Below are 21,955 nucleotides of genomic sequence, written 5' to 3'. Positions count from 1 at the left end.
CCAGGGCGCGCCCAGCCTCAATGAGGAGCGCGCTCTGGCTTTCTCCCGCCGCTGACTTAGTGACACCGTTTACTCAACACAATCAGTTAACAACAGGAGCATTATCATGTTAACGAAAGACATTCTGAATGCGTTAAAAGGCTACACCGAAAATATGCAGAAGTCGGTGACCTTTGTATTGCAGACAGGCGAGCACAGCAAGCGAGCGGAACTGCAGCAGTTTCTGGCGGAGATTGCAGGTGTGAGCGATAAACTTGAACTGCAGGAACGGGACGGTGGCGGTGCGCTGCGCAGCCCCATCAGTTTTCTGCTGGAGGCCGATGGCGCGGATACCGGCATACGTTTCTCCGGTATTCCCTCAGGCCACGAATTTAATTCCCTGGTGCTGGCGATACTGCAGGCATCGGGTACCCTGATAAAGCTGGATGACAGCCTGAAGGCAATGGTCGCGAATGTGCAGGACGATCTGCACTTTGAAGTGTTCATCAGCCTTAGCTGTCACAACTGCCCCGATGTCGTGCAGGCGCTGAACCAGTTTGCATTGCTGAATCCGCGCATACACACCGAGATGATTGACGGCGGCCTGTTCCAGGACATGGTCGAGGAACGCGATATCCAGGGCGTGCCGAGTGTCTACGTCAACGGTGAGCTCTTTGCCAATGGCAAGGTGACAGCGGCCGAGTTGGTTGAGAAGTTGGCGGCGCGCAACCCCGATATCGTCCAGGTGGCATCGGGTCCCGCGTTGCCGTTGCAGGATGTCGTGGTTATCGGCGGTGGCCCCGCGGGTGTGAGCGCTGCGATCTACAGTGCGCGCAAGGGCCTGAACGTCACCCTGGTTGCCGATCGTATTGGCGGGCAGGTGAAGGACACCATGGATATCGAGAACCTTATCTCGGTGCCCAGAACCACCGGGCCGGAATTGTCGGGCGCGCTGCATGCCCACCTGAACGAATACCCCGTGACGGTGAAAGAGCATTTGACCGTCGCGAGTATTGAACAGGGGCCGTTGAAGGTGGTCACGCTTTCCTCCGGTGAGGTGATTTACGCCAAGATCTTGATTGTCGCAACGGGTGCCAAATGGCGCGAACTCGGTGTGCCCGGAGAGAAGGAGAACATTGGTAACGGTGTCGCCTACTGTCCCCACTGTGACGGCCCGTTCTTCAAGGGTAAGGATGTCGCAGTTATCGGTGGCGGTAATTCGGGTATCGAGGCGGCGCTGGATCTCGCCGGGATCGTAAAATCCGTGTCGGTGTTCGAGTTCCTGCCCGAGCTGAAGGCGGACAAGGTGCTGGTTGACCGGGCACTGTCGCGCGACAACATCAGTATTTACAAGAACGTCGCTACCCGCTCGATCAAGGCGGAGAACGGCAAAGTGAATGCGATCGAGTATGTCGAGCGTGATACCGATGAAGTGAAGGAACTGCCGCTGAATGGTGTGTTTGTCCAGATCGGCCTGGTACCGAGCAGCGCGGTGGTCGAGGGCATTGTCGATCGCACACGCTTTGGTGAAATTGAGATCAACGAGAAGTGCCAGACCTCTGCCGAGGGCATCTATGCCTGTGGCGATGTCACCACTGTGCCTTACAAGCAGATCGTGATCTCAATGGGTGAGGGCGCCAAGGCCTCGCTGTCAGCCTTCGAATACCTGCTGGCTGAGAGCGACAACCTGCAGGCGATCTTTGATAGCCAGTTCGGTTCAGACGCAACTGAGGCGGCTTAATAAAGCCAGCAAATCAAGGACTCTGACCCCTTGAAATCAAGGGGTCAGAGTCCTTGATACCAATCGGCCTATTTGTGCCGTAGATAACTTTGAGATAATCATAATCTCTCGTTGCTACCAGTATCGATAATGATTCGGGAATCGCACTATCTGGTTACACATTGGCGACTTTGTAATCCAATGATGGAGCCAGAGTTGACCTACTGAGTTCTGATGCAATACTTGCGGCACGTTCTTCTGCATGAGCTACTGACAGTCGGTGTCTCTCATCACCAAATTCCTGGTATTCCGCAGCAATCTCATGCATGACGTCCACCCCTAAATATTTGCTGAGTGTTCGTAGGTGCGGTGCCAGGTGGCCAGAACCTTCTCTTAGTCCGCCTTTTTCAAATCCAAACTCTCCACTGGACGTCACAGTGATCAATGTCTTGCCTGAGAGTAGAGGCCGTAACGGGAAGTCCCCCCGTGAGAGATCGAAATCAAACGTTTTGTTGATGCGTACAATTTGATCGAACCACGCTTTTAGCTGGGCTGGCATTCCGTAGTTGTACATTGGTGAGGAAATCAAGATCACATCGGCTGCTGAAATTTCAGCAATCAGTGTATCGGATAGTGCCAGTCGCGCTTTCTGTGCCGGGGTTCTTTCTTCCTCAGGGGTAAACACCGCACCAATCCAATCCTGTGTAATAAAATCTGGTGGATTCGCACCAACATCACGGTAGATATATTCATCTTCAGGGCGATTCTGTTTCCATGTTTCAAAAAATCGGAGAGCGACATTTTTCGATATTGAATCATGGTCTGGGTTTGGGTTTCTCGCAGCTCTTACGCTTGAATCGACGTGTAGTAGTGTTTTCATGTTAATGACCTTCGTTGATTAGGGTAGGCGTCATTTTGTGAGCATGTACAGAACCGCACAAACGAAAAAACCACACTATTAGATGAGGAAAATTCATCTATAATGTCGATGAGCGATTTGTGAATCTGGAGATGAAGAATGCAGGTATCGTTGCAGGCTCTGAAAGCCTTTGAGTCAGCTGCCCGTCGAGGGAGTTTTAAACTGGCTGCAGAAGAGCTTTCGCTGACGCCAACTGCCATTTCTCACCACATTAGCAATCTGGAAAGTCGGTTGAATGTAAACCTGTTTCATCGACGAGGAAGGCGGATATCACTAACCGGAACAGGTATTAGATTAGCTAAAGCTACTTCGGACGGGTTTCGAAAGATTGACAGTGCTTTGGACGAGCTGATGGAGGCCGGCAGGGTGGTCAGGGTGACGACGACATCGGCATTGGCAGCTATGGTGCTGATCCCTTCGCAGCATGAATTTGAACAACATAACCCCGATATTTCTCTGGAAATATCGACCGGCGAGTCAGTCGATAGCCAATCCTATATTATTCCAGTTCGGTTTGGTGATATCTCAGTCGTTGATGATGCCGATGTCATCAGATATGAGTCATTCGATGTATTTGGTGCTTATGGAATGAAGTCTCCCTCGTGGTCAAATGAACCCCTTACGCTTTATACAACGCAGTGGAAAAATAAGTCGTTGCCGGACCCTCCACTGGCAGCCTGGCTGGAAACGAATGGATTGGATAGCGCCAATATTCGGTTTAAAAAGTATGATCAGGAGCTTTTTGGGATCCAGCAGGCTATGGCTGAAAATGGACTTGTGTTCTGTTCTACGACGCTCACTAAAGGGCTGCTAAAATCCAATCTTTTGCAGCAATTTGAAACTCGACCGGTCAAATCCGATTTTTGCTATTACGTACCGAATAGGGAAAGCTTCGAAACCAGAAGTGCAGTCAGATTTCTACATTGGATCGAAGATATTCTAAATCGATAATTCATCGAGGCACTTCTATTAAACAAGCGACTGCACACGACAAAATTGCTCACTGCGCTGTGAATTTTCCCGTTAGCAAGGTGTTAAGTGTGAAGTGGTGTTCGGTAGTGTGAGATATTGCGGCAAACGAGACAAGCCAAGGCGACGCGTAACTACGCGCTTGCTTTAGTCATTATGGGACCAATGTGATGCAAGCAGTCATTTTCGACATGGATGGAACTCTCATAGATTCAGAACCTATGTGGAAGGAGGCAGAGGAGGAAGTGTTTGCGTCTGTCGGGGTCAACGTAAGTAAGGAGCTATCTGCTAGGACGGCTTTCATGACAACGCGAGCGGTAACAGAGTTTTGGTATAGCCATTATCCCTGGTCAGGTAAAAGTCTGGAGCAGGTGGAAAATGAAGTGATTCATCGAGTAGCAACACTTATCGGTGAGAAGGGAGCTCCCATGGAAGGTGTAGACGAGGTCTTGAACTTCTTTCAAAAGCAGAAATTCAAAATTGGCTTGTCAACCAATGCGCCCTCCAGGTTGATCCCTGTCGTTCTAAACAAGCTAGGCATCTCCAGATTTTTTCATAGCACATCATCCTCTGAGCATGAAACGAATGGAAAGCCTGACCCGGCAGTATATTTGACTACAGCAAAAAAATTGGCGGTTGAACCTTCGAGGTGTATTGCGTTCGAAGATTCCCTCTCTGGAATTCTCTCCGCGAGCAGGGCCAGGATGAAAACTGTCGCAGTTCCACCGCGGAACGAGTTTGCCGCCAAAAAATACGACATAGCCCATATAAAACTTGGTCGGTTATCGGAGTTCAATGACTCTCACCTGGAACACATTGCAAACTGTCCATAACTATACGATTTGTCAGAGCTTATTTTTAGATGCTGCCAAGCCACTGGTGAGAACTCCAACATCTAGCATCAAGGGGTCAGAGTCCTTGATCCGAGTCCCTGATCCATTGTCCTGTATTCGTTTTGGGAAACTTACGAAGCCACTCAAAAGTCACCTTGATCTTGAGCGGTCATACTTTGTGATCGCGCCTTGATTTACTCCACCGTTGATTTGCAATCTTTAAAAGCCTTAAGAATTTCGGGCACTCAAAATGATTGGGAGCGGGGCAATTGGCGGCATGCCGAAGCCCGTCTCTCATTGATTCAAGGTGACTTATGCGTGAATCCAGCTCATCCGCTTTCGATAGTAATACGTCTCTATCAACTTGTATGTTGTCTGATAGCAACATATTTTTGAGTTCATTGAGCGAGAGGCCTGCTGAACGCCCCAATGAGATGAAGGCGAGCCGTTCACCTATGTCATCCGCAAACACCCTTTTTAGGCCGCTCCTCCCAATGGACTTAATAAGCCCTTTCTCTTCATAGTATCGCAGTGTTGATGGCGGTAGATTTGATCGCCTGGAAGCCTCTCCAATATCCATAAATACCCTCTTGACTTAAAGTCGACTTGAAGTAATAGCATACTCTAACAAATTGTTGATCTGGAGAAAGAGGAGCAAGAAATGTGGGATGAAAGATACAGTTCAGTTGACTACGCTTACGGCACAGCGCCCAATGACTTCCTTCGCGAAAATGTAGATTCCCTCCCTAAAGGCAAGATTCTAAGCCTGGCGGAGGGCGAAGGTCGAAACGCGGTGTTTCTTGCCAAACTGGGTTACGAAGTAACCGCGGTAGATAGCTCTGCGGTCGGGCTGGAAAAAGCTCGGAAGCTCGCCAGCGAAAATGGGGTTTCAATCGAATGTGTTCAAGCTGATTTAGCGGAATTTGAGTTTAAGGAAGGACAGTGGGATGGCGTGATTTCAATATTCTGTCCATTGGCGTCAGAGCTTCGCGCGGTGATCCACCAAAAAGTCGAGTTAAGTTTACGAGTTGGCGGTGTGTTTATGACAGAAGCGTATACGCCTGATCAGCTAAATCATGGTACCGGTGGTGGTGATTGTGTGGATACGATGCAAACGAAGAAATCGCTTGTGCACGAATTCCCGGGTTTGGAATTTGGTCATTTGGTAGAACTTGAGCGAGAGGTGGTCGAAGGTAGTTATCACACTGGTTTGGCTTCGGTTGTTCAAGCAATTGGTCGAAAAAAGTAGTAAATCAGTGTGTTGCGCGTACATTCAAGAGCCAGAGGTTTGCAACCCAATGTCATGTTTTCGTTTGTGGGGAAGCTTAAGCAATAGAGCAGAATACGGGTGTTCCCATCGGGAAAGTCGGCTGGAAATAAGGTATACATAAAGCAAGTCAAAAATGTTCATGAAATTCAATTTCTGGAACGATTCACCAGATAGACTTTAGGGCAGGGTGTTAATGTCCCCATAGAGGTATCCATATGAGTAACGAAACCCCGGATGTAGATAGAAGGTACATCCTCGGTCACTCTAACCGGGAATTGGACCGTCTACGCGCTCAAGCGAGCCTTCTGGCGCCTACCACCCGGCAATTTCTCTGCGCGGCCGGCGTGGGTCGGGGTATGCGTGTACTTGATGTGGGCAGCGGTACAGGCGATGTCGCTTTCCTTGCTGCTGACATTGTGGGTGAGACGGGCTTCGTGCTGGGAGCGGATAAATCAGCAACCGCAGTTACCGCGGCAACGGCCACTGCACAGGAAATCGGGCTTTCCAATGTCGCGTTCGAGGAAGGTGATCCGGCAAAGATGGTCTTCGAGAAACCCTTTGATGCTGTGATAGGTCGCTATGTATTGCCCTTTCAGGACGACGTCGCGGCAAAGTTGCGAGGGTTTTCAAAGCATTTGGTGCCCGGTGGTGTGATGGTGTTCCACGAGCCAGACTGGACATGTGTACGGTCATCTCCGCCGGTGCCACTGTATGACCAGGTTTGCCAATGGTGTAACGAAACAACCCGGTTGAGTGGCCATTCCTGGAGTTTTTTGGATAAGGCTCACCAATCGTTTACTGCCGCAGGGCTACCCGCGCCCACCATGCGCATGCATACATATGTGGCTGGCGGGTCTGCAGGGCGAGAATGGATAATGGCCTTATGCGATATTGTTGGGAGCCTCTTGCCGACAATGATGGAGTATGGCGTTGTCGCTGAGCAGGATGTGGGGCTGGCTACCTTGCCAGAGCGTTTGCTGCAGGATATCGTTTCCAGTAATAGCCTGATTGTCGGTCGTTCTGAGATCGGCATATGGGCCACAGTTCCGTAGCGCGACCGGGTCCCTGTTATGTTACCAAAGCGGATTGTGTTTGTGGGTTCAAGCTCGATCCATGGGCACGGAGACAGCCAGCTCGGAGGATTCGTGAATCGCTTCCGGCTGTGGTATGAATCCGCCAGTCCGGGAAATCGTGTGTATGAGTTGGGCATCTTCGGGGAAACCACTGAATCACTAATTGCCAGATTGGCACCTGAGGCCGCCGCCCGTCGACCTCATTTGATAGTGTTGTACCCCGGCTTCAATGACATCCGCAGAGATGGGGGACTAGCGTCCTCAAATAACAGATCGCAGATTGAGTTCAAGGCGTCGGTAGAAGCGCTCGTTGCAGCGGCGAGGTCGGTTTCTCCCCTTCTGATGATGACGGGTTTTCCGTTTGAAGAGTCACGGACAACGCCCTATCCGGGAACAAATTCGTACTACCTGTTGAAGGATGCGAACGCCTACACAGATATTATTCGCTCGGTTTGTGAGGGTAACGAGGTACCTGTTCTCGATTATTTTTCGCTGTGGTCGTGCGAAGATACAGCAACATTGCTGGCCGAAGATGGGTTGCACGCCAACGTCCAGGGACACCAGAGGCTATTTGAACAACTTCGGGAATTTGTTCTGCATAATTATGCATGATGAGTGCTGAGCTGGCGTAGCGCTGTAGACTCAATCGTGATGGGAAAACGTTATAGGTATTCTAGCTGTAATAGTCTAGATCTGACCTGTCGAGTAGTGTCAGATGTGGTTGAACCTTAATGTCCCCTTTCTCCTCATAGCGGACCTTACGCTGGGCTCTTGCCAACCCATTTTTGTAGACCTTTAGTGAGGCAACCGCAAAAACTGTCAGAATAATTTACATGCGGGAGCGCAGAGAAGCTCGACTTTACCGCATGTTATTGATTCATATAGTGTGGCATAGTTATTGCCGTATCTTCAATTTGGAGAAACAGGGGCGTAAGGAATGGCCAAATGAAAACAATCACAAGAGTACTGACACTACTGATATTCGCTGGATGGGTGGGTGGCGTTTCGGCCGTACCGATCACTGGTGCGGGTATAGTTTCAGTCGATGGTACGGACTGGGCGCAGGTTGATTTATTCACCAACTTATCCTGGAACGACATTAGCGCCGTTTGCCCTGCGGGAGTGTGCACGGCTGGTGGTACACTAAACGGTTATGATGTCACTGACTTTATTTGGGCATCGCTCGATGAGATCAGCCATTTATTTAATGGGTATCTAATTGATGACGGGCTTTCTGGAGACGATTTACTAGGCCCCGGCCCGGATTCTATCAATGTAGATACAAATTCTTTCGCGCGGAATTTCTTGTCCGAATTCAGAGAAACAACTTCAAGTTTAGCCGCCGTCGGAGCCGCAGGGTGGACCGCGACGACAATTGGTTCAGAGGCATATCAAGCAGCCATGACGGCAAATCAACCAAGTATGTCCACTCTTAACTTGGCATATACCAATGTACCAAGAGTATTGCACCGGTCTAACCACGGCGTCGGCGCATGGTTGTACCGCAGCGAAGAAGTATCTGCACCAGCCACCCTTGCCCTATTCGGTCTTGGTCTTGCAGGTCTGGGATCGATGCGGCGCAAGAAAGTGTAACCAAAACTCCTGATGCTAAAGCCCGCTTCGGTGGGTTTTTTTTATTGCCTGAAGATGAACGCTGTTACTGTCCCTTAATAGGCGAAAGCGGACGAAATCATCTGACACTGTCTGTCATATCAAGTGCTGACTATTACATCTAGCCAGTAAAGGTTGTGTCAATGTGATGCTCATCAGGCCGTTTCGGGCTTCTCGCCCCTGCCCTTCATCCCGGCCTCCATTCTCTGGGGCCTTGTTGCATTTGATGTGCAGATATTTGGGTTGGTCAATGCTCTTTACCTCCCGCTACATCTTCGGCGACACACGTCTACAACTCGCTCTCAAGTCTATTCGCTCTATTTAGCGGCTAAGCACACAGGGAAATCTCTACAAGCCGGGTCCTGCAGGCTTTGCTGGCGAGCGAATTCTGTTGCATAGTACTATCTCACCTAGCGCTGCCGGACGAGATACTATAATGATAGAACATCCCCGAGCACTACTTACTGGCGTTGTAGCTGCTATCGCTGTATCAGTTGTTACCGTTTACCTAATTAAGGATGAGCTGTCTGCTCGTAAACTGGCATCTGCACCTCCGCCAGGGCCTGTGCATGTGGAAACCGCTAAGGTCCGACAACAACAATGGGGTACACAGCTCGAATCGGTAGGTACCGTGCAGTCTTTCTCGGGAGTAACGCTGCGGTCTCAGATCGGCGGTAGAGTTACGGCAGTCAACGCGGTGTCGGGTGCTTCGGTCGACGCGGGAGAGCCGTTGTTTGTGATCAATCCCGAGGTGCTGAGGGCAGAATTGGAGCAGCGCAAGGCGCAACTGAAAATCAGCCAGTTTGACGCTGAGCGAATGAAGACGCTCTATAGCAAGCGACAGATATCACTCCAGCAAACTACGGCCGCGAGCAGCCAGTACGAAGCTGATTTGGCCGCAGTTCAAACCACGCAGCAAAAACTCGAGCTGGCTACCACTTATGCGCCCTTTGACGGCATTGTAGGCCTTACCCGTGTTGAGGTTGGTGATGAGGTGGGTGTTAACCAGGAGCTGGCGACGCTTGAATCTTCGGAGCGGTTGCGCGTGGAGTTTTCGATACCGCAGCAGTACGCGTTTCAGGTAACGCCTCAGAATAGCGTCACCTTGAGTGCCGAACAGAGTTCGGCGGCGACCGTGAAGGCAAAAATCTACGCGGTTGACCCCATGATCAACCCGGATACTCGCACAGCTACTATCCGCGCAGAACTACCCGCTCACAGTTTCTTCCCGGGGAGCTATGTGAATGTGGTGTTAACACTGAATGATGTGGCTGATGTGATCACGGTGCCGCAGACGGCCATCCAACGCTCGCTGTATGGCGACAGTGTCTATGAGGTTGTCGATGGTAAAGCCGTCTTGACCCATGTCATATTGGGATCTCGACGCGGTGGCGATATTGCCATCCTGAGTGGGCTGGATGCCGGTGCAACAGTCGTGAGTGCTGGTCTAAGGAAACTCAAGGACGGAGTGGCGGTAAAGGGTTCACCGGCTTCTGCACCTACACCGACATCTGCCGCTCCCTCGGCGGCTGGTGCCGGTGGGGGGGCAAAAAATGTTGATTAGGCGCTTTATAGAGCGGCCAGTCCTTGCAATTAGTTTGTGCCTGTTAATTGTGCTCGCTGGCGCGCTGGCTTATATCGAGTTGCCGATTAGGCATTACCCGCTCTTGCCGACATCGGAGGTGACGATCGAGACGGTCTATCCCGGCGCAAGCCCTGCGGTTATGGAAGAGTTTGTCACTGTTCCGATGCAGCGTTCCTTGAGTGGATTACCCGGGCTGGACTATGTCACTGCGAGCAATACCTATGAGCAGAGTCTGATTACACTAAAGTTTTATATTGGCTCTGACGTTGATGCGCTGTTGCCGCAGATCAGTAACCGTATTGGCGGTTTAATGTGGGAGCTGCCGAAAGGTATCGACAGCCCCGTAATAACCAAGATTGATCCCAATGCCAGCGCTACCAGCGGTATTCTCTACCTTGAGAGCATGAGTTCAACGCTGAGCAAACTGCAAATAACCGAATACCTGCGCAACGTGGCCGTGCCGAGAATTGAAACGGTGCCCGGCGTTTATGAGGTGAATATTTTCGGCGGTCGCCAGTATGCCATGCGCCTGTGGTTGTTGCCGCACAAAATGGCGGCGCGAAACGTCACAAGTGGCGACGTCATTGAGGCGCTGGATGCGCAGAACCTACGCTCGACAACGGGTAGTCTCTATGGCGAAAAGATCAAGATACAGGTTGATACCACCACCAGCTTGTCTACCGCGGAGGAATTCAATGAAATCGTGATACGGCGCGAGGGTGATCATCTGGTGCGGATCAAGGACATCGGTTACGCGGAGTTCGGCGCTGCTGACTATCAGAGTGGGGGTATCGCCAACAATGAGTCTGCAGTTTTCCTCGGAGTCAGTCCAACGGATACGGCCAACGCGATTGCCACCGCAGACGCTGTCATCGAAATGGTGAAGCAGATTCAGGCATCTGCACCTCAAGGCTTGATCATAAAGCCGAACTGGAATGTTACCAAGTTCAGTAAGGCTTCCATCGAAGAAGTGTACCGAACATTTGTCGAGGCCGGTGTTTTCGTTTTTATCGTCATCTTCATCTTTTTGGGCTCACTTCGGGCGATTACCATACCCCTGCTTACTATCCCCTTATCCATGCTGGGCGCCGCCGCGATTATGTATGCAATGGGTTACAGTCTTAACGCATTAACACTGCTGGCGTGGGTGCTGGCTATCGGGCTGGTGGTAGATGATTCAATAGTCGTGCTGGAGAATATTCACCGGCACATGGAAAAGGGTTTAACGCGCTTTGAGGCTTCGATAGCCGGTGTCAGTGAACTCAAGTTTGCCATTATTACCATCACGCTTTCGGTGGCAGTTGTGTTTGCCCCGATTGCATTTGTGCCCGGTTTTTCTGGCGCGTTGTTTAAGGAGTTCGCGCTAACGATGTCCTTTGTGGTGATTATTTCGGGGATATTGGCGCTGTTTGTATCGCCGGTAATGTGCACCTATTTGCTCAAACCCACTGCTGAGTCTGGGCGCCTGACACAACTGGTCGACTCCCGCTTTCGCAAGATTCGGTTGGGCTATCACCGCATCTTGGCGACCGTTTTACAGACAGGTTGGCTGGTAGCGTTAGTTTTTGTACTGCTGATTGCCGGCGCGATAAAACTCTTTGATGACATTCCCTCAGAATTGATGCCAATTGAAAACACCGGTGCGCTCAATGTGCTTGGTATGGGGCCTGCCGATGCCAATTATGAGTACCTCGAAGAATATACCAAGCCAATTCTGGAGATATACGAGAACCTCCCGGAGATGGATTCCTCGGGCATGCTCAATGGTATTCCGCTGTTTGGTCCAACCAATAGTATTAGTTGGATGTTGCTCAAGCCGTTGGATGAACGAACGCGTAGTGAGGATGAGGTGCTGGCCGATTTGCAAGCTAAGGTAGACCTTGTTCCTGGCCTACAGGCTTTTGCATTTAAGTTGAACACCGTTCCCGGAGGTGCGCAGCAGCCACTGACGTTTGTTCTGAAAACCCAGGGTAACTATCAGGAACTGAGCTATCAGTTAGAAAAATTGATGGCTGCCGTAGCCGACTACCCGGGTATTACTAATCCAAGCACCACCTTTCGCATCGACAAGCCACAGTTGAAAGTCAATATCGATCGCAGCAAGGCTGCAGCCATGGGTGTGGCTGTAAGCGATATTGACGAAACCCTCAGTACAATGTTGGGGCGCCCGGTAGTGGGTTTCTTTGGGCTGGACGGCTATAGCTATGAAGTCATTCCACAGGTGCCGAAACAGTATCGAATGAATCCAAATGATATTAATAGAATGTATGTCAGAGCTGCGTCTGGCGCCATGGTTTCGCTAGAGAATATGGTAACCCTGAATGAGGTCGTTATCCCGCAGAGCCTTGATCAATTCGACCAGATGCGATCGGCAACGGTCACAGCCAGTATTGGCAATGGCTATACATTGAGTCAGGCGATCAGTTGGCTGGAAGCATATGTTGACACGTTACCGGGGCAATACAGCTCAGCGTTCACGGATGAGGCAAGAGACCTGATGCGATCTGGTACGCAGCTGGCAGTCGCTTTTGGCGTTGCACTCGCGCTGATTTATCTACTCCTGGCCGTGCATTTTAACAGTCTGGTGGATCCTCTGGTGGTGATGTTGAGCGTGCCATTGGCGATGGCCGGTGCGCTGTATGCAATGTATCTCACCGATACCACGTTGAATATCTACACAAAAATTGGCTTGATCATGCTGGTAGGGCTGATTAGTAAAAACGGCATCCTGATTGTCGATTTTTCCAATCGTTTGTTGGAACAGGGTATGAGCGTGCGTCATGCCATCTCGCAGGGCGCTGCTACACGGCTTCGACCCATATTAATGACGGCAGCTGCGATGGTATTTGGTGCGCTACCACTAGTGCTCTCTGATGGCGCTGGAGCCACGGCCCGCAACCAGATTGGCTGGGTCATCATTGGTGGTATGTCTTTAGGGACGATACTGACACTGTTCGTGGTGCCATGGGCGTATTTGGTTGTGAATAACTACTTTGTGCGTGGTAGGACCGTGGTCTCTGCAAATGATGTTGCTATGAAAGTGTAAAGGCTTGAAAAGGGGTAGAGGATCAGGGGTATCAAGGGGGCAGCGGTTCTAGGGAGCTTCAGTGTCCTTGATCCAATGTCCTGTCTTCGTTGTGGGGGAAGCTTACTCGCCCATTCCCGACGAGACCTTGCACTGCCACGGTGCGCCATGATCGCGCCAACGCCTCCAAACGGCGCGCCGATGTTCAACAGCTCCACCAATGCACACTCTTCGCACGTCATCCACTACTGGTCCAAAAATTGCATCCACCAAACGAAGTCTTTGTAAATCTCTCGCACAAGGGGCATTATCTGTGCGAGGCCTTTAGCCCAAGGGAGTCCATTTGCGTCGATTTGTGAGCGGTTATGTAGCTGTCGTCGATGCTATCAATTATCGGATTGGTCGCATTGCCATGTATGGGATTTTTGTCCTGATTGGCATTCTGCTGTGGTCTTCTGTCAGTAAAGTTTTCTTTCTGCCCTCGCTCTGGACACTGGAAATGGCCCAGTTTGCGATGGTCGCCTATTACATTCTGGGTGGTCCGTACTGCCTGCAGCAGGGGTCGGATGTCCGCATGGATTTGTTCTACTCCACATGGACTGACAGGCAGCGCGCCTGGGTCGATGCCTTCACCATTTTCTTTTTGATGTTTTACCTCGGGGTACTGCTGTACGGCGGTATCGACAGCACCGCCTATGCGTTTGAGTACAACGAGCGCAGCTATTCCGCCTGGCGGCCTTATATGTGGCCGATCAAACTGATTACCTGTATCGGTATCTTCCTGATGTTGCTGCAGTCGGTGTCGGAGCTGTTCAAGGATATTGCGAAAATCAAGGGCGTGGAGATCTGATGTCACCGGAAATGATCGCCATCCTGATGTTCTCCTCGATGATGCTGATGCTGATGACGGGGCAGCGGGTTTTTGCGGCGATTGGTCTGGTCGCGGCCGTCGCCTCGCTGTCGCTGTGGGGCACGGGTGGCTCGGATCTGCCGTTTTCTGCGGCGATGAAGTTAATGAAGTGGTATCCGCTGCTGACGTTGCCCATGTTCATTTTTATGGGGTACATCCTGTCGGAATCCAAGATCGCCGACGACCTGTACAAAATGTTTCATGTCTGGATGGGGTCGATCAACGGCGGTCTGGCTATCGGCACCATCGGCCTGATGGTGCTTGTCTCGGCGATGAACGGCCTCTCCGTGGCGGGCATGGCGATAGGCGCTACTATCGCGTTGCCGGAACTGCTGCGCCGGGGCTATGACAAACGCATGGTCACCGGCGTGGTGCAGGCCGGCTCCTCCCTGGGCATTCTGGTGCCGCCGTCGGTGGTGCTGGTGCTGTATGCAATGATCGCGCGCCAGCCCGTGGGTCAGCTGTGGCTGGCCGGTGTGGTGCCTGGCCTGATGATGGCTGCGATGTTTATCCTATACATCGCGATCCGGTGCCACTTCCAGCCCGAGTTGGGCCCGGCGCTGTCAAAAGAAGAGCGCGACGTGCCCATGCGCGAGAAGCTGCGCCTGCTGCGTTCCGGCCTGCTGCCCGTTCTTATTTTCGCCGCGATGATGGTGCCGTTTGTGAATGGCTGGACCAGCCTCGTCGAGAGCTCGGCCATCGGCGCACTCACCGCCTTTATGGTGGCGGTGTTCAAGGGGCGCATGAATAGGACCGTGTTCGAGGCCTCGGTGCGACAGACGCTGGCCATATCCTGCATGTTTATGTGGATTATTCTCGCGGCGATGGCCTTTGGTGCGGTATTCGACGGGCTGGGGGCGGTGGGTGCAATAGAGGGGCTATTTACCGAGCAGCTGCATCTGGGCCCATGGACTATTCTTATCATCATGCAGCTGTCCTTTCTGATTATGGGAACCTTTTTGGACGATACCGCCATGCTGGTTATCGTCGCACCGCTGTACGTGCCACTGGTCGGCCTGCTGGGCTTTGATCTGGTGTGGTATGGCGTGCTCTACACCATCACCACCCAGGTGGCCTATATGACGCCGCCGTTTGGCTACAACCTGTTTCTGATGCGCGCCATGGCGCCGCCGGAAATCAGCCTGCGCGATATCTACAGCTCCATTTTGCCGTTTGTGCTGGTGATGGTGGTGGCATTGGCCGTGGTGATGATGTTCCCAAATTTGGCGCTGTGGTTACCGAATCTGGTCTATAACAAATGAACGCACTCAGTGCGCTGTCCGCAAAGCACTTCCCGGTGACGGGGAAAATAACCGGGGAACCTGTTGTCCATCGGTTCTCCTACCTATGCACAAAGGAGAGTTTATATGACTAGTCGAAGGAAGTTTTTACAAACGGCCGGTGTCGGCGTGGCCGGCCTGGCCACTGTCGGTGCGCCTGCCGTTCACGCCCAGAGCAAGACGACGATCAAGTGGCGGATGCAGACGTACGCCGGGCCGGCGCTGGGGGAGCATGTCGTCAAACCGGCGGTTGATGCCTTCAACAAGATCGCCGGCAGCGATATGCAGATAGAGCTGTACTACGCCGATCAGCTGGTGCCCACCGGCGAGTTGTTCAGGGCCATGCAAAAAGGCACCATAGATGCAGTGCAGTCGGATGACGACTCGATGGCGTCGCCCACCGAGGTGGCGGTGTTCGGCGGGTATTTCCCGTTTGCCACACGCTACTCACTCGATGTGCCGGTGTTGTTCAATCAGTATGGCCTGGCTGATATCTGGGAAGCGGAGTACGCCAAGGTCGGTGTGAAGCATTTGTCCGCCGGTGCCTGGGATCCGTGTAACTTCGCCACCAAGGAGCCTATTAACAGTCTCGAGGATCTGAAGGGCAAGAAAGTGTTCACCTTCCCGACAGCCGGGCGATTTCTCAGCCAGTTCGGTGTGGTGCCGGTAACGCTGCCGTGGGAGGATATCGAGGTCGCGGTACAGACGGGAGAGCTCGACGGTATCGCCTGGTCGGGTATCACCGAGGATTACACGGTGGGTTGGGCGGATGTCACCAACTACTTCCTCACCAACAATATCTCCGGTGCCTGGGTCGGTTCGTTCTTCGCCAATATGGAAAAGTACGAAGCACTGCCGGATAATCTCAAGGGGCTGCTGAAGCTGGCGATGGATACCTCGCATTACCACCGCCTGTGGTGGTACTGGGGCGGTGAGGCGTCACTGCGGGTGACGGGCACGAAGATGAAGCTCACCACTATTCCGGATGAGGAGTGGGCGACCGTGCAGAAAGCGGCCGAGAAATTCTGGGATGAGATCGCCGCAGAGTCGGAAACCAAGGCGAAGGTGGTCAGTATCTTCAGGCAGTACAATGCCGATATGGAAAAAGCGGGTCCTCCCTACCGTTACAGCTAGGGTGCTACTGGCAGGCTGCGTGCAGCCTGCCAGTCACGCTATAAAGACAAGATTAAGGAAGTAGCATGCCTGGAAATTTATCGTTCGAACAATTGGGAAAGCTGGTTAACGAGGGCGCTATCGACACTGTCATCGCGGCCATGCCGGATATGCAGGGTCGGTTGATGGGGAAGCGCTTTCAGGCGGAGTTTTTCGTCAAGACAGCGTGGGAGGAAACGCACGGCTGTAACTACCTGCTGGCCACCGATATGGAGATGAATACGGTGGAGGGTTTTGCCTCCACCAGCTGGTCCTCCGGGTATGGTGATTACACCATGAAACCGGATATGGCGACGCTGAGGCTGGTGCCGTGGCTGGAAGGTACGGCGCTGGTACTGTGCGATGCCTATGACCACCACACGCACGCACTGGTCCCACACGCGCCGCGCAGTGTGCTGCACAAACAACTGCAGCGGCTTGAGCAGATGGGGCTGGTATCTGCGGTTGCCACTGAGCTAGAATTTTTTATTTTTCGGGAGACTTTTGAGGAGCTTTCGGACACGGGTTACTCAAGCCCGACAACCATCAGTGCCTACAACGAGGATTACCACATCTTCCAGACCACCAAGGAAGAGAGCCTGATGCGCAAAATCCGCAACGGCCTGCAGGCGGCCGGAATCGAAGTGGAAAACAGCAAGGGCGAGGCGTCGGCCGGGCAGGCAGAAATCAACGTCAGCTATGGTGATGGCCTGGAAATGGCCGACAACCATGTGTTGCTGAAAAACGCGATCAAGGAAATGGCGTTTCAGGAGGGCAGGGCCGTATCGTTTATGGCGAAGTGGGATACTGCAGCAGCGGGTTCCTCCAGCCACATCCACCAGTCACTGGTGAAAAAAGACGGCACGCCGGTATTCTATGATGCCGATGCGGAGCACGGTATGTCCGACACCATGCGTCACTATCTTGCGGGCCTGCTGAAGTACGCCGACGACAACACCTATTTTCTGGCGCCGTATATCAACTCCTACAAGCGCTTCAGCGCGGCCACGTTTGCCCCGACCAAGGCGGTCTGGTCTATCGACAACCGCACCGCGGGTTACCGCATCGTGGCGCCGGGCTCGAAATCCGTGCGGGTGGAGTGCCGCGTGGGCGGCTCCGATCTCAACCCCTACCTGGCCATCGCCTCGCAGCTCGCAGCGGGCATCAAGGGTATCGAGGAGAAGTTGAGTCTGGAGGAGGCGTTCACCGGCGATGCCTACAAGGCCGAGGGCGTGAGGGAGATTCCAAACACCCTGCGCGCGGCCACTGCGGCGCTGCGCAATTCCAGTATGCTGCGCGAGGCGATGGGGGATGAGGTTATCGACCATTACGTCAGAGCGGCCGAATGGGAGCAGGAGGATTTCGACCAGAAGGTCACGGATTACGAAAAAGTACGCGGCTTCGAGAGGGCCTGAGCAGTGTCGAAAACCATTCAGTGTATTTCCCCTGTCGATGGCTCGGTGTATGTCGAGCGCGAACCATTGCCACTGGCGGCAGCGCAGGAGGCTGTGGCAGAGGCGACAGCGGCGCAGCGCGATTGGGCGGCGCTGCCGTTGCAGCAGCGTATCGATTTGGTGCTGGCGGGTGTCGCCGCGCTCGGCGACATGAACGAGGAAATCACCACGGAGCTGGCCATGCAGATGGGCCGGCCTATCCGCTACGGCGGTGAATTCTCCGGCGTAAGTGAGCGCGCCAACTACATGGCCAGTATCGCCGCCGAGGCACTGGCACCGATAGAGATAGAAAACAGTGACACCTTCATCCGCCGCATCGAGCGCAAGGCCTTGGGCATTGTGTTGGTGGTGGCGCCGTGGAATTACCCTTTCCTGACAGCAGTGAATACCGTACTGCCCGCGCTGATCGCCGGCAATGCGGTGGTATTGAAACACTCCTCACAGACCCTGCTGGCCGGTGATCGCCTTGCCGAGGCCTTTCACTCGGCGGGTATCCCGTCGGCGGTATTCCAGAATCTGGTGCTGGATCATGACACCACAGCGGCGCTGATTGGCAGTAAATCCTTTGGCTTTGTAAACTTCACCGGCTCCGTGGGCGGTGGCAAGGCGATGGAGCAGGCGGCGGCGGGCACCTTTACTGCGGTGGGTACGGAACTCGGTGGCAAGGACCCGGGCTATGTGATGGAGGACGCCGATCTGGATGCCGCCGTAGACACACTGATCGACGGCGCCATGTTCAATGCCGGCCAGTGTTGTTGCGGCATCGAGCGCATCTACGTGTGCGCCGAGCATTTTGACGCGTTCGTGGCCAAGGCCGTGGCCATTGTCGAGCAGTACACACTTGGCAACCCGCTGGAGGTGGAGACCACCTTGGGCCCGATGGCCAATGTGCGCTTCGCCGAGCTGGTGCGCGCACAGGTTGCCGAGGCGGTGGATGCCGGTGCCACCGCGCTGATCAACCCCGAGCTGTTCCCCAAAGACGGCGGTGCCTACCTGATGCCACAAATCCTCGTCGATGTGACACACGATATGCGTGTCATGCGCGAGGAATCATTCGGGCCGGTCGTGGGCATCATGAAGGTCAGCAGTGACGAGGAAGCCATAGCGCTGATGAACGACAGCGATTTTGGGCTGACCGCATCGCTGTGGACCGCTGATGCCGAGCGCGCACAGCGCATTGCCAGCCAACTGCAAACCGGCACGGTGTATATGAACCGCTGCGACTACCTCGACCCGGCACTGTGCTGGACAGGTTGCAAGGATACCGGCCGCGGTGGCAGTCTCTCGGTGATTGCGTATCACAACCTGACCCGCCCGATGTCCCTCCATTTCAAAAAACTGTAAACACTGCAAGGTAGTATTATGACTGCATCTGCTGACTGGTCTTACCCGACTGCGATCCGTTTTGGCAGCGGGCGAATTTCGGAACTTGCCGACGCCTGCGCCACTGCGGGTATCACCCGGCCCCTGCTGGTCACTGATCGCATGCTGGCGGATCTGCCGATTGTGGAAACGGCGCTGTCACTACTGGAGCAGGCCGGGCTCGGCCGCGCGCTGTTTGCCGAAGTGGATTCAAACCCCACGGAAGTCAACCTGCAGGCCGGTATGATTGTGTACCGCCAGGGCAGACACGATGGCGTTATCGCCTTCGGCGGCGGCTCGGGGCTGGATCTCGGCAAACTGGTGGCATTTATGTCGGGGCAGACCCGCCCGGTATGGGATTTTGAGGACGTCGGCGATTGGTGGACGCGCGCGGATGCCAGCGGCATCGCGCCGATTATCGCGGTGCCGACAACCGCAGGTACCGGTTCAGAAGTCGGCCGTGCCGGTGTCATTACCAACTCGGTGAGCCATGAAAAGAAGATTATTTTTCACCCGAAAATTCTGCCGTGCCAGGTGATCTGTGATCCCGCGCTTACCCTCAGTATGCCGCCGTCCGTCACCGCCGGTACCGGCCTCGACGCTTTTGCCCACTGCCTGGAGGCTTACTGCGCGCCGAACTATCACCCGATGTCGCAGGGCATCGCTGTCGAGGGTATGCGGCTGGTGAAGGAGAACCTGCCCAAGGTGTACGCCGATGGTGCGGATATCGAGGCGCGCGGCCATATGATGTCGGCGGCGGCTATGGGAGCGACTGCGTTCCAGAAAGGCCTCGGCGCAATTCACGCGATCTCACATCCCATCGGCGCGCTGTACAACACGCACCACGGTACCACCAATGCCGTGGTGATGCCGGCCGTGGTCGCATTCAATCGACCGGCAATTGAGGAACCAATACGGCGGCTGGCCAGTTACCTCGAAATTCCCGGAGGCTTCGATGGCTTTGTGGAGTTTCTGGTCGCGCTCAACCGCAGCATGAATATCCCTGAAAACCTGACGGCGCTGGGTGTTGTTAACCCGGACATGGATGCGCTGGTGGGCGCGACGATCGCCGACCCCTGCGCCGGTGGCAACCCGGTCACCCTCACACCGGAGAACACTCGCGCGCTGCTGGAAACCTGCTTCGCAAGCGCACCGGATGGAAGTAGCGCATGACAACAACCGGTGTAGAATCAGGCACCGCACCGGGCCGCGCCACCACGTTTGAAGGCTTGTTGGGCAAGCTGGCGGCAATGGGTACGCGCGAGGGCTTGGAGAAGGGGTTGGCCATGACGCTGGCGCCCACCGATATTGTGATTACACCTTTCGGTAAGAGCGGGACCACCTGGTTGCAGCAGATGGCCCATACCCTGCGCACGCGCGGTGATATGGATTTTGACGACATCAGCCGAGTGGTGCCGTGGATAGAAAACTCAACCGATTTGGGGCTGGATCTCGATGCCCCGCAGAAAGCGCAGCCGCGCTGCTTTAAAAGCCATCTGGATGCGCATCGTATTCCCAAGGGCGGGCGCTATATCATCGCCTGTCGCGATCCCAGGGACGCGGCCTATTCCATGTTCAGGTTTATGGAGGGCTGGTTTATTGAGCCCGGTGCCATCGCGCTGGACGATTTCGTGCGCACTGCATTTATCGGCAGCGGCAGGTCGCCCGGCAATGGCAAGGGGGATTACTGGACGCACCTGATCTCGTGGTGGCACAGGCGCAATGACCCCGATGTGCTGTTGATGGCCTACGAGCATATGAAGGATGACCTCGGCGGCACGATCCGCGCCGTCGCCGCGTTTATGGATATCACACTGGACGATGAACTGCTGGCGATTACCGAAGAGCAAGCTTCGCTGGCGTTCATGCAGCAACACAAGGATCGCTTTGACGATAAGCTGATGCGCGAGCGAGCCGTCGCTGTCGCGGGGCTGCCCACCGACAGCGAAGCGTCGAAGGTACGCGACGGCGAGGTGGGTCTATCCCGAGAAGCGCTTGGAGCGGATGTTGTCCGCGAGCTCGATGAGTTGTGGCAGGAGCGCATCACCAAGGAACTCGGTTTTACCGATTACGCCGCCATGATCGCTACATTGTAGCGTTTGGCGCTGCCACACAGGTAATGGGAGTTTTTTATGTCGCAGATCCGTGGGATTGCCGCAAGTACAACGTGTCTGCCGAAGCACACGATAGAGGCTTGTCTTTGTCACTGATATTCCGAGGGTTTTGTCTACCTCTGGTCGCTCTCGTGCTTACCGCCTGTTCCGGTGATGCGCCATCCTGTCCCTTCACCGGTGTCGCGGATACCGCACCGAGCGCCGGCTGTTTTGTAGTATCCGATCAGGCGCTGTTGCTGGTACAGGGGCTCAACGGCAAACTCAGTCCGCCGGGCGGCAGCAGCGCTCCCGGGGAGTCCGCGCAGTGCACCGCCTTCAGGGAAACCTGGGAGGAAACGGGTTTGCGTTTGCAGCCCGGTGAATTACTGGGGGTTTTCGATACCGGGTTTCACCTGTATCGCTGTGATCCGGATAGCCACTCGGGAAAGATCAATCCGCCGATGCGCTTTGAAGTGCGCGACGCCTTCTATCTGCCCGTCGCACAGTTTGAGAGTTTCGAATGGCGATACCCGGAGCAGCAGTTGCTGCTGAAAGAATGGCTGATGAAGTCCGCCGATAAGCAACCGCAGTAGCGAGCAGGGCAAAGTGTCAGAACAGCAGCCATCAGAACATCTGTATGGTTCGGGCTGAGCAGCCGCAGTAAAGCGTCTGCCACTGTGCGCTGTTCATGGTGCGACAGGATGTGCAGTGGTGGTATCG

The 21,955-nt window shown here is 53.9% G+C and carries 19 protein-coding genes; 17 read left to right on the top strand and 2 right to left on the bottom strand.

Translation table 11 applies throughout. From position 1 onward, the window contains the following. Positions 1 to 106 precede the first annotated feature (106 nt). Positions 107 to 1,720 carry an alkyl hydroperoxide reductase subunit F gene (gene ahpF / locus AC0L6S_RS08885; protein WP_473428105.1) on the top strand — a complete coding sequence of 538 codons (1,614 nt, stop codon included), beginning with the start codon at positions 107 to 109 and terminating at the stop codon, positions 1,718 to 1,720. Positions 1,721 to 1,874: 154 nt separating this feature from the next. On the opposite strand, the gene AC0L6S_RS08880 is transcribed toward ahpF, so the two are convergent. Then, the gene (locus AC0L6S_RS08880; RefSeq protein ID WP_473428103.1) at positions 1,875 to 2,579 is read right to left on the bottom strand and encodes an FMN-dependent NADH-azoreductase; all 705 of its coding nucleotides are present in this window, start codon (positions 2,577 to 2,579) and stop codon (positions 1,875 to 1,877) included. A 138-nt stretch (positions 2,580 to 2,717) separates the two neighbouring features. Between AC0L6S_RS08880 and AC0L6S_RS08875 the strand changes: the two genes are divergently transcribed. Continuing rightward, positions 2,718 to 3,569, top strand: a complete 852-nt coding sequence (locus AC0L6S_RS08875) for a LysR family transcriptional regulator (protein ID WP_473428101.1) — start codon at positions 2,718 to 2,720, stop codon at positions 3,567 to 3,569. A 188-nt stretch (positions 3,570 to 3,757) separates the two neighbouring features. Beyond that, positions 3,758 to 4,420 carry a hexitol phosphatase HxpB gene (gene hxpB / locus AC0L6S_RS08870; RefSeq protein ID WP_473428099.1) on the top strand — a complete coding sequence of 221 codons (663 nt, stop codon included), beginning with the start codon at positions 3,758 to 3,760 and terminating at the stop codon, positions 4,418 to 4,420. Positions 4,421 to 4,589: 169 nt separating this feature from the next. Here the strand turns inward: hxpB and AC0L6S_RS08865 are convergent, their stop codons facing one another. Beyond that, positions 4,590 to 5,000, bottom strand: a complete 411-nt coding sequence (locus AC0L6S_RS08865; protein WP_473428097.1) for a helix-turn-helix domain-containing protein — start codon at positions 4,998 to 5,000, stop codon at positions 4,590 to 4,592. A gap of 81 nt (positions 5,001 to 5,081) precedes the next feature. Here AC0L6S_RS08865 and AC0L6S_RS08860 point away from each other — a divergent pair, with 81 nt between their 5' ends. From AC0L6S_RS08860 to AC0L6S_RS08795, 14 genes are all read left to right on the top strand, one after another. Then, a complete protein-coding gene (locus AC0L6S_RS08860; protein ID WP_473428095.1) occupies positions 5,082 to 5,669 on the top strand; it encodes a class I SAM-dependent methyltransferase in 588 nt (195 codons plus the stop codon). Between the two features lie 236 nt (positions 5,670 to 5,905). Further along, positions 5,906 to 6,742, top strand: coding sequence for a methyltransferase domain-containing protein (locus AC0L6S_RS08855; protein ID WP_473428094.1), 837 nt, complete (start codon positions 5,906 to 5,908; stop codon positions 6,740 to 6,742). 18 nt (positions 6,743 to 6,760) lie between these two features. After that, positions 6,761 to 7,375 (top strand): SGNH/GDSL hydrolase family protein, encoded by a 615-nt coding sequence (locus tag AC0L6S_RS08850; protein WP_473428093.1) that lies wholly within the window; start codon positions 6,761 to 6,763, stop codon positions 7,373 to 7,375. 333 nt (positions 7,376 to 7,708) lie between these two features. Then, a complete protein-coding gene (locus AC0L6S_RS08845) occupies positions 7,709 to 8,356 on the top strand; it encodes a PEP-CTERM sorting domain-containing protein (RefSeq protein WP_473428090.1) in 648 nt (215 codons plus the stop codon). Between the two features lie 589 nt (positions 8,357 to 8,945). Further along, positions 8,946 to 9,938 carry an efflux RND transporter periplasmic adaptor subunit gene (locus AC0L6S_RS08840; RefSeq protein ID WP_473428088.1) on the top strand — a complete coding sequence of 331 codons (993 nt, stop codon included), beginning with the start codon at positions 8,946 to 8,948 and terminating at the stop codon, positions 9,936 to 9,938. Further along, positions 9,928 to 13,005 (top strand): efflux RND transporter permease subunit, encoded by a 3,078-nt coding sequence (locus AC0L6S_RS08835; protein WP_473428087.1) that lies wholly within the window; start codon positions 9,928 to 9,930, stop codon positions 13,003 to 13,005. The genes AC0L6S_RS08840 and AC0L6S_RS08835 overlap by 11 nt, the downstream gene beginning before the upstream one ends. Positions 13,006 to 13,327: 322 nt before the next feature. Beyond that, the gene (locus AC0L6S_RS08830) at positions 13,328 to 13,834 is read left to right on the top strand and encodes a TRAP transporter small permease subunit (protein WP_473428083.1); all 507 of its coding nucleotides are present in this window, start codon (positions 13,328 to 13,330) and stop codon (positions 13,832 to 13,834) included. Next, complete coding sequence (locus AC0L6S_RS08825; RefSeq protein ID WP_473428082.1) at positions 13,834 to 15,156, top strand: TRAP transporter large permease; 1,323 nt, start codon at positions 13,834 to 13,836, stop codon at positions 15,154 to 15,156. Before AC0L6S_RS08830 ends, AC0L6S_RS08825 begins: the two co-directional genes overlap by 1 nt. A 105-nt stretch (positions 15,157 to 15,261) precedes the next feature. Beyond that, positions 15,262 to 16,308: a TRAP transporter substrate-binding protein gene (locus AC0L6S_RS08820; protein ID WP_473428081.1), complete on the top strand. Its 1,047-nt coding sequence runs from the start codon at positions 15,262 to 15,264 to the stop codon at positions 16,306 to 16,308. 65 nt (positions 16,309 to 16,373) lie between these two features. After that, complete coding sequence (locus AC0L6S_RS08815; protein ID WP_473428080.1) at positions 16,374 to 17,741, top strand: glutamine synthetase family protein; 1,368 nt, start codon at positions 16,374 to 16,376, stop codon at positions 17,739 to 17,741. Positions 17,742 to 17,744: 3 nt separating this feature from the next. After that, on the top strand, positions 17,745 to 19,124 hold the full coding sequence (locus tag AC0L6S_RS08810) for an aldehyde dehydrogenase family protein (protein ID WP_473428079.1): 1,380 nt from the start codon (positions 17,745 to 17,747) through the stop codon (positions 19,122 to 19,124). An 18-nt stretch (positions 19,125 to 19,142) separates the two neighbouring features. Next, positions 19,143 to 20,315 carry an iron-containing alcohol dehydrogenase gene (locus AC0L6S_RS08805; protein ID WP_473428077.1) on the top strand — a complete coding sequence of 391 codons (1,173 nt, stop codon included), beginning with the start codon at positions 19,143 to 19,145 and terminating at the stop codon, positions 20,313 to 20,315. After that, positions 20,312 to 21,238: a sulfotransferase domain-containing protein gene (locus AC0L6S_RS08800; RefSeq protein WP_473428076.1), complete on the top strand. Its 927-nt coding sequence runs from the start codon at positions 20,312 to 20,314 to the stop codon at positions 21,236 to 21,238. The genes AC0L6S_RS08805 and AC0L6S_RS08800 overlap by 4 nt, the downstream gene beginning before the upstream one ends. A gap of 104 nt (positions 21,239 to 21,342) precedes the next feature. Next, positions 21,343 to 21,828, top strand: coding sequence for an NUDIX hydrolase (locus AC0L6S_RS08795; RefSeq protein ID WP_473428075.1), 486 nt, complete (start codon positions 21,343 to 21,345; stop codon positions 21,826 to 21,828). The last annotated feature ends 127 nt before the right edge of the window (positions 21,829 to 21,955 follow it).

The sequence above is a fragment of the Halioglobus sp. D3-4 genome, from assembly GCF_055809315.1.
Note: the sequence above shows the minus strand (reverse complement) of the source record. Positions and strands in the feature narration are given on the sequence as shown.

Bases quoted from the DNA above. Each gene is read 5' to 3' on its own strand.
- ahpF (WP_473428105.1), top strand. From the start codon at position 107: ATGTTAACGAAAGACATTCTGAATGCGTTAAAAGGCTACACCGAAAAT.
- AC0L6S_RS08880 (WP_473428103.1), bottom strand. From the start codon at position 2,579: ATGAAAACACTACTACACGTCGATTCAAGCGTAAGAGCTGCGAGAAAC.
- AC0L6S_RS08875 (WP_473428101.1), top strand. From the start codon at position 2,718: ATGCAGGTATCGTTGCAGGCTCTGAAAGCCTTTGAGTCAGCTGCCCGT.
- hxpB (WP_473428099.1), top strand. From the start codon at position 3,758: ATGCAAGCAGTCATTTTCGACATGGATGGAACTCTCATAGATTCAGAA.
- AC0L6S_RS08865 (WP_473428097.1), bottom strand. From the start codon at position 5,000: ATGGATATTGGAGAGGCTTCCAGGCGATCAAATCTACCGCCATCAACA.
- AC0L6S_RS08860 (WP_473428095.1), top strand. From the start codon at position 5,082: ATGTGGGATGAAAGATACAGTTCAGTTGACTACGCTTACGGCACAGCG.
- AC0L6S_RS08855 (WP_473428094.1), top strand. From the start codon at position 5,906: ATGAGTAACGAAACCCCGGATGTAGATAGAAGGTACATCCTCGGTCAC.
- AC0L6S_RS08850 (WP_473428093.1), top strand. From the start codon at position 6,761: ATGTTACCAAAGCGGATTGTGTTTGTGGGTTCAAGCTCGATCCATGGG.
- AC0L6S_RS08845 (WP_473428090.1), top strand. From the start codon at position 7,709: ATGAAAACAATCACAAGAGTACTGACACTACTGATATTCGCTGGATGG.
- AC0L6S_RS08835 (WP_473428087.1), top strand. From the start codon at position 9,928: ATGTTGATTAGGCGCTTTATAGAGCGGCCAGTCCTTGCAATTAGTTTG.
- AC0L6S_RS08825 (WP_473428082.1), top strand. From the start codon at position 13,834: ATGTCACCGGAAATGATCGCCATCCTGATGTTCTCCTCGATGATGCTG.
- AC0L6S_RS08820 (WP_473428081.1), top strand. From the start codon at position 15,262: ATGACTAGTCGAAGGAAGTTTTTACAAACGGCCGGTGTCGGCGTGGCC.
- AC0L6S_RS08815 (WP_473428080.1), top strand. From the start codon at position 16,374: ATGCCTGGAAATTTATCGTTCGAACAATTGGGAAAGCTGGTTAACGAG.
- AC0L6S_RS08805 (WP_473428077.1), top strand. From the start codon at position 19,143: ATGACTGCATCTGCTGACTGGTCTTACCCGACTGCGATCCGTTTTGGC.
- AC0L6S_RS08800 (WP_473428076.1), top strand. From the start codon at position 20,312: ATGACAACAACCGGTGTAGAATCAGGCACCGCACCGGGCCGCGCCACC.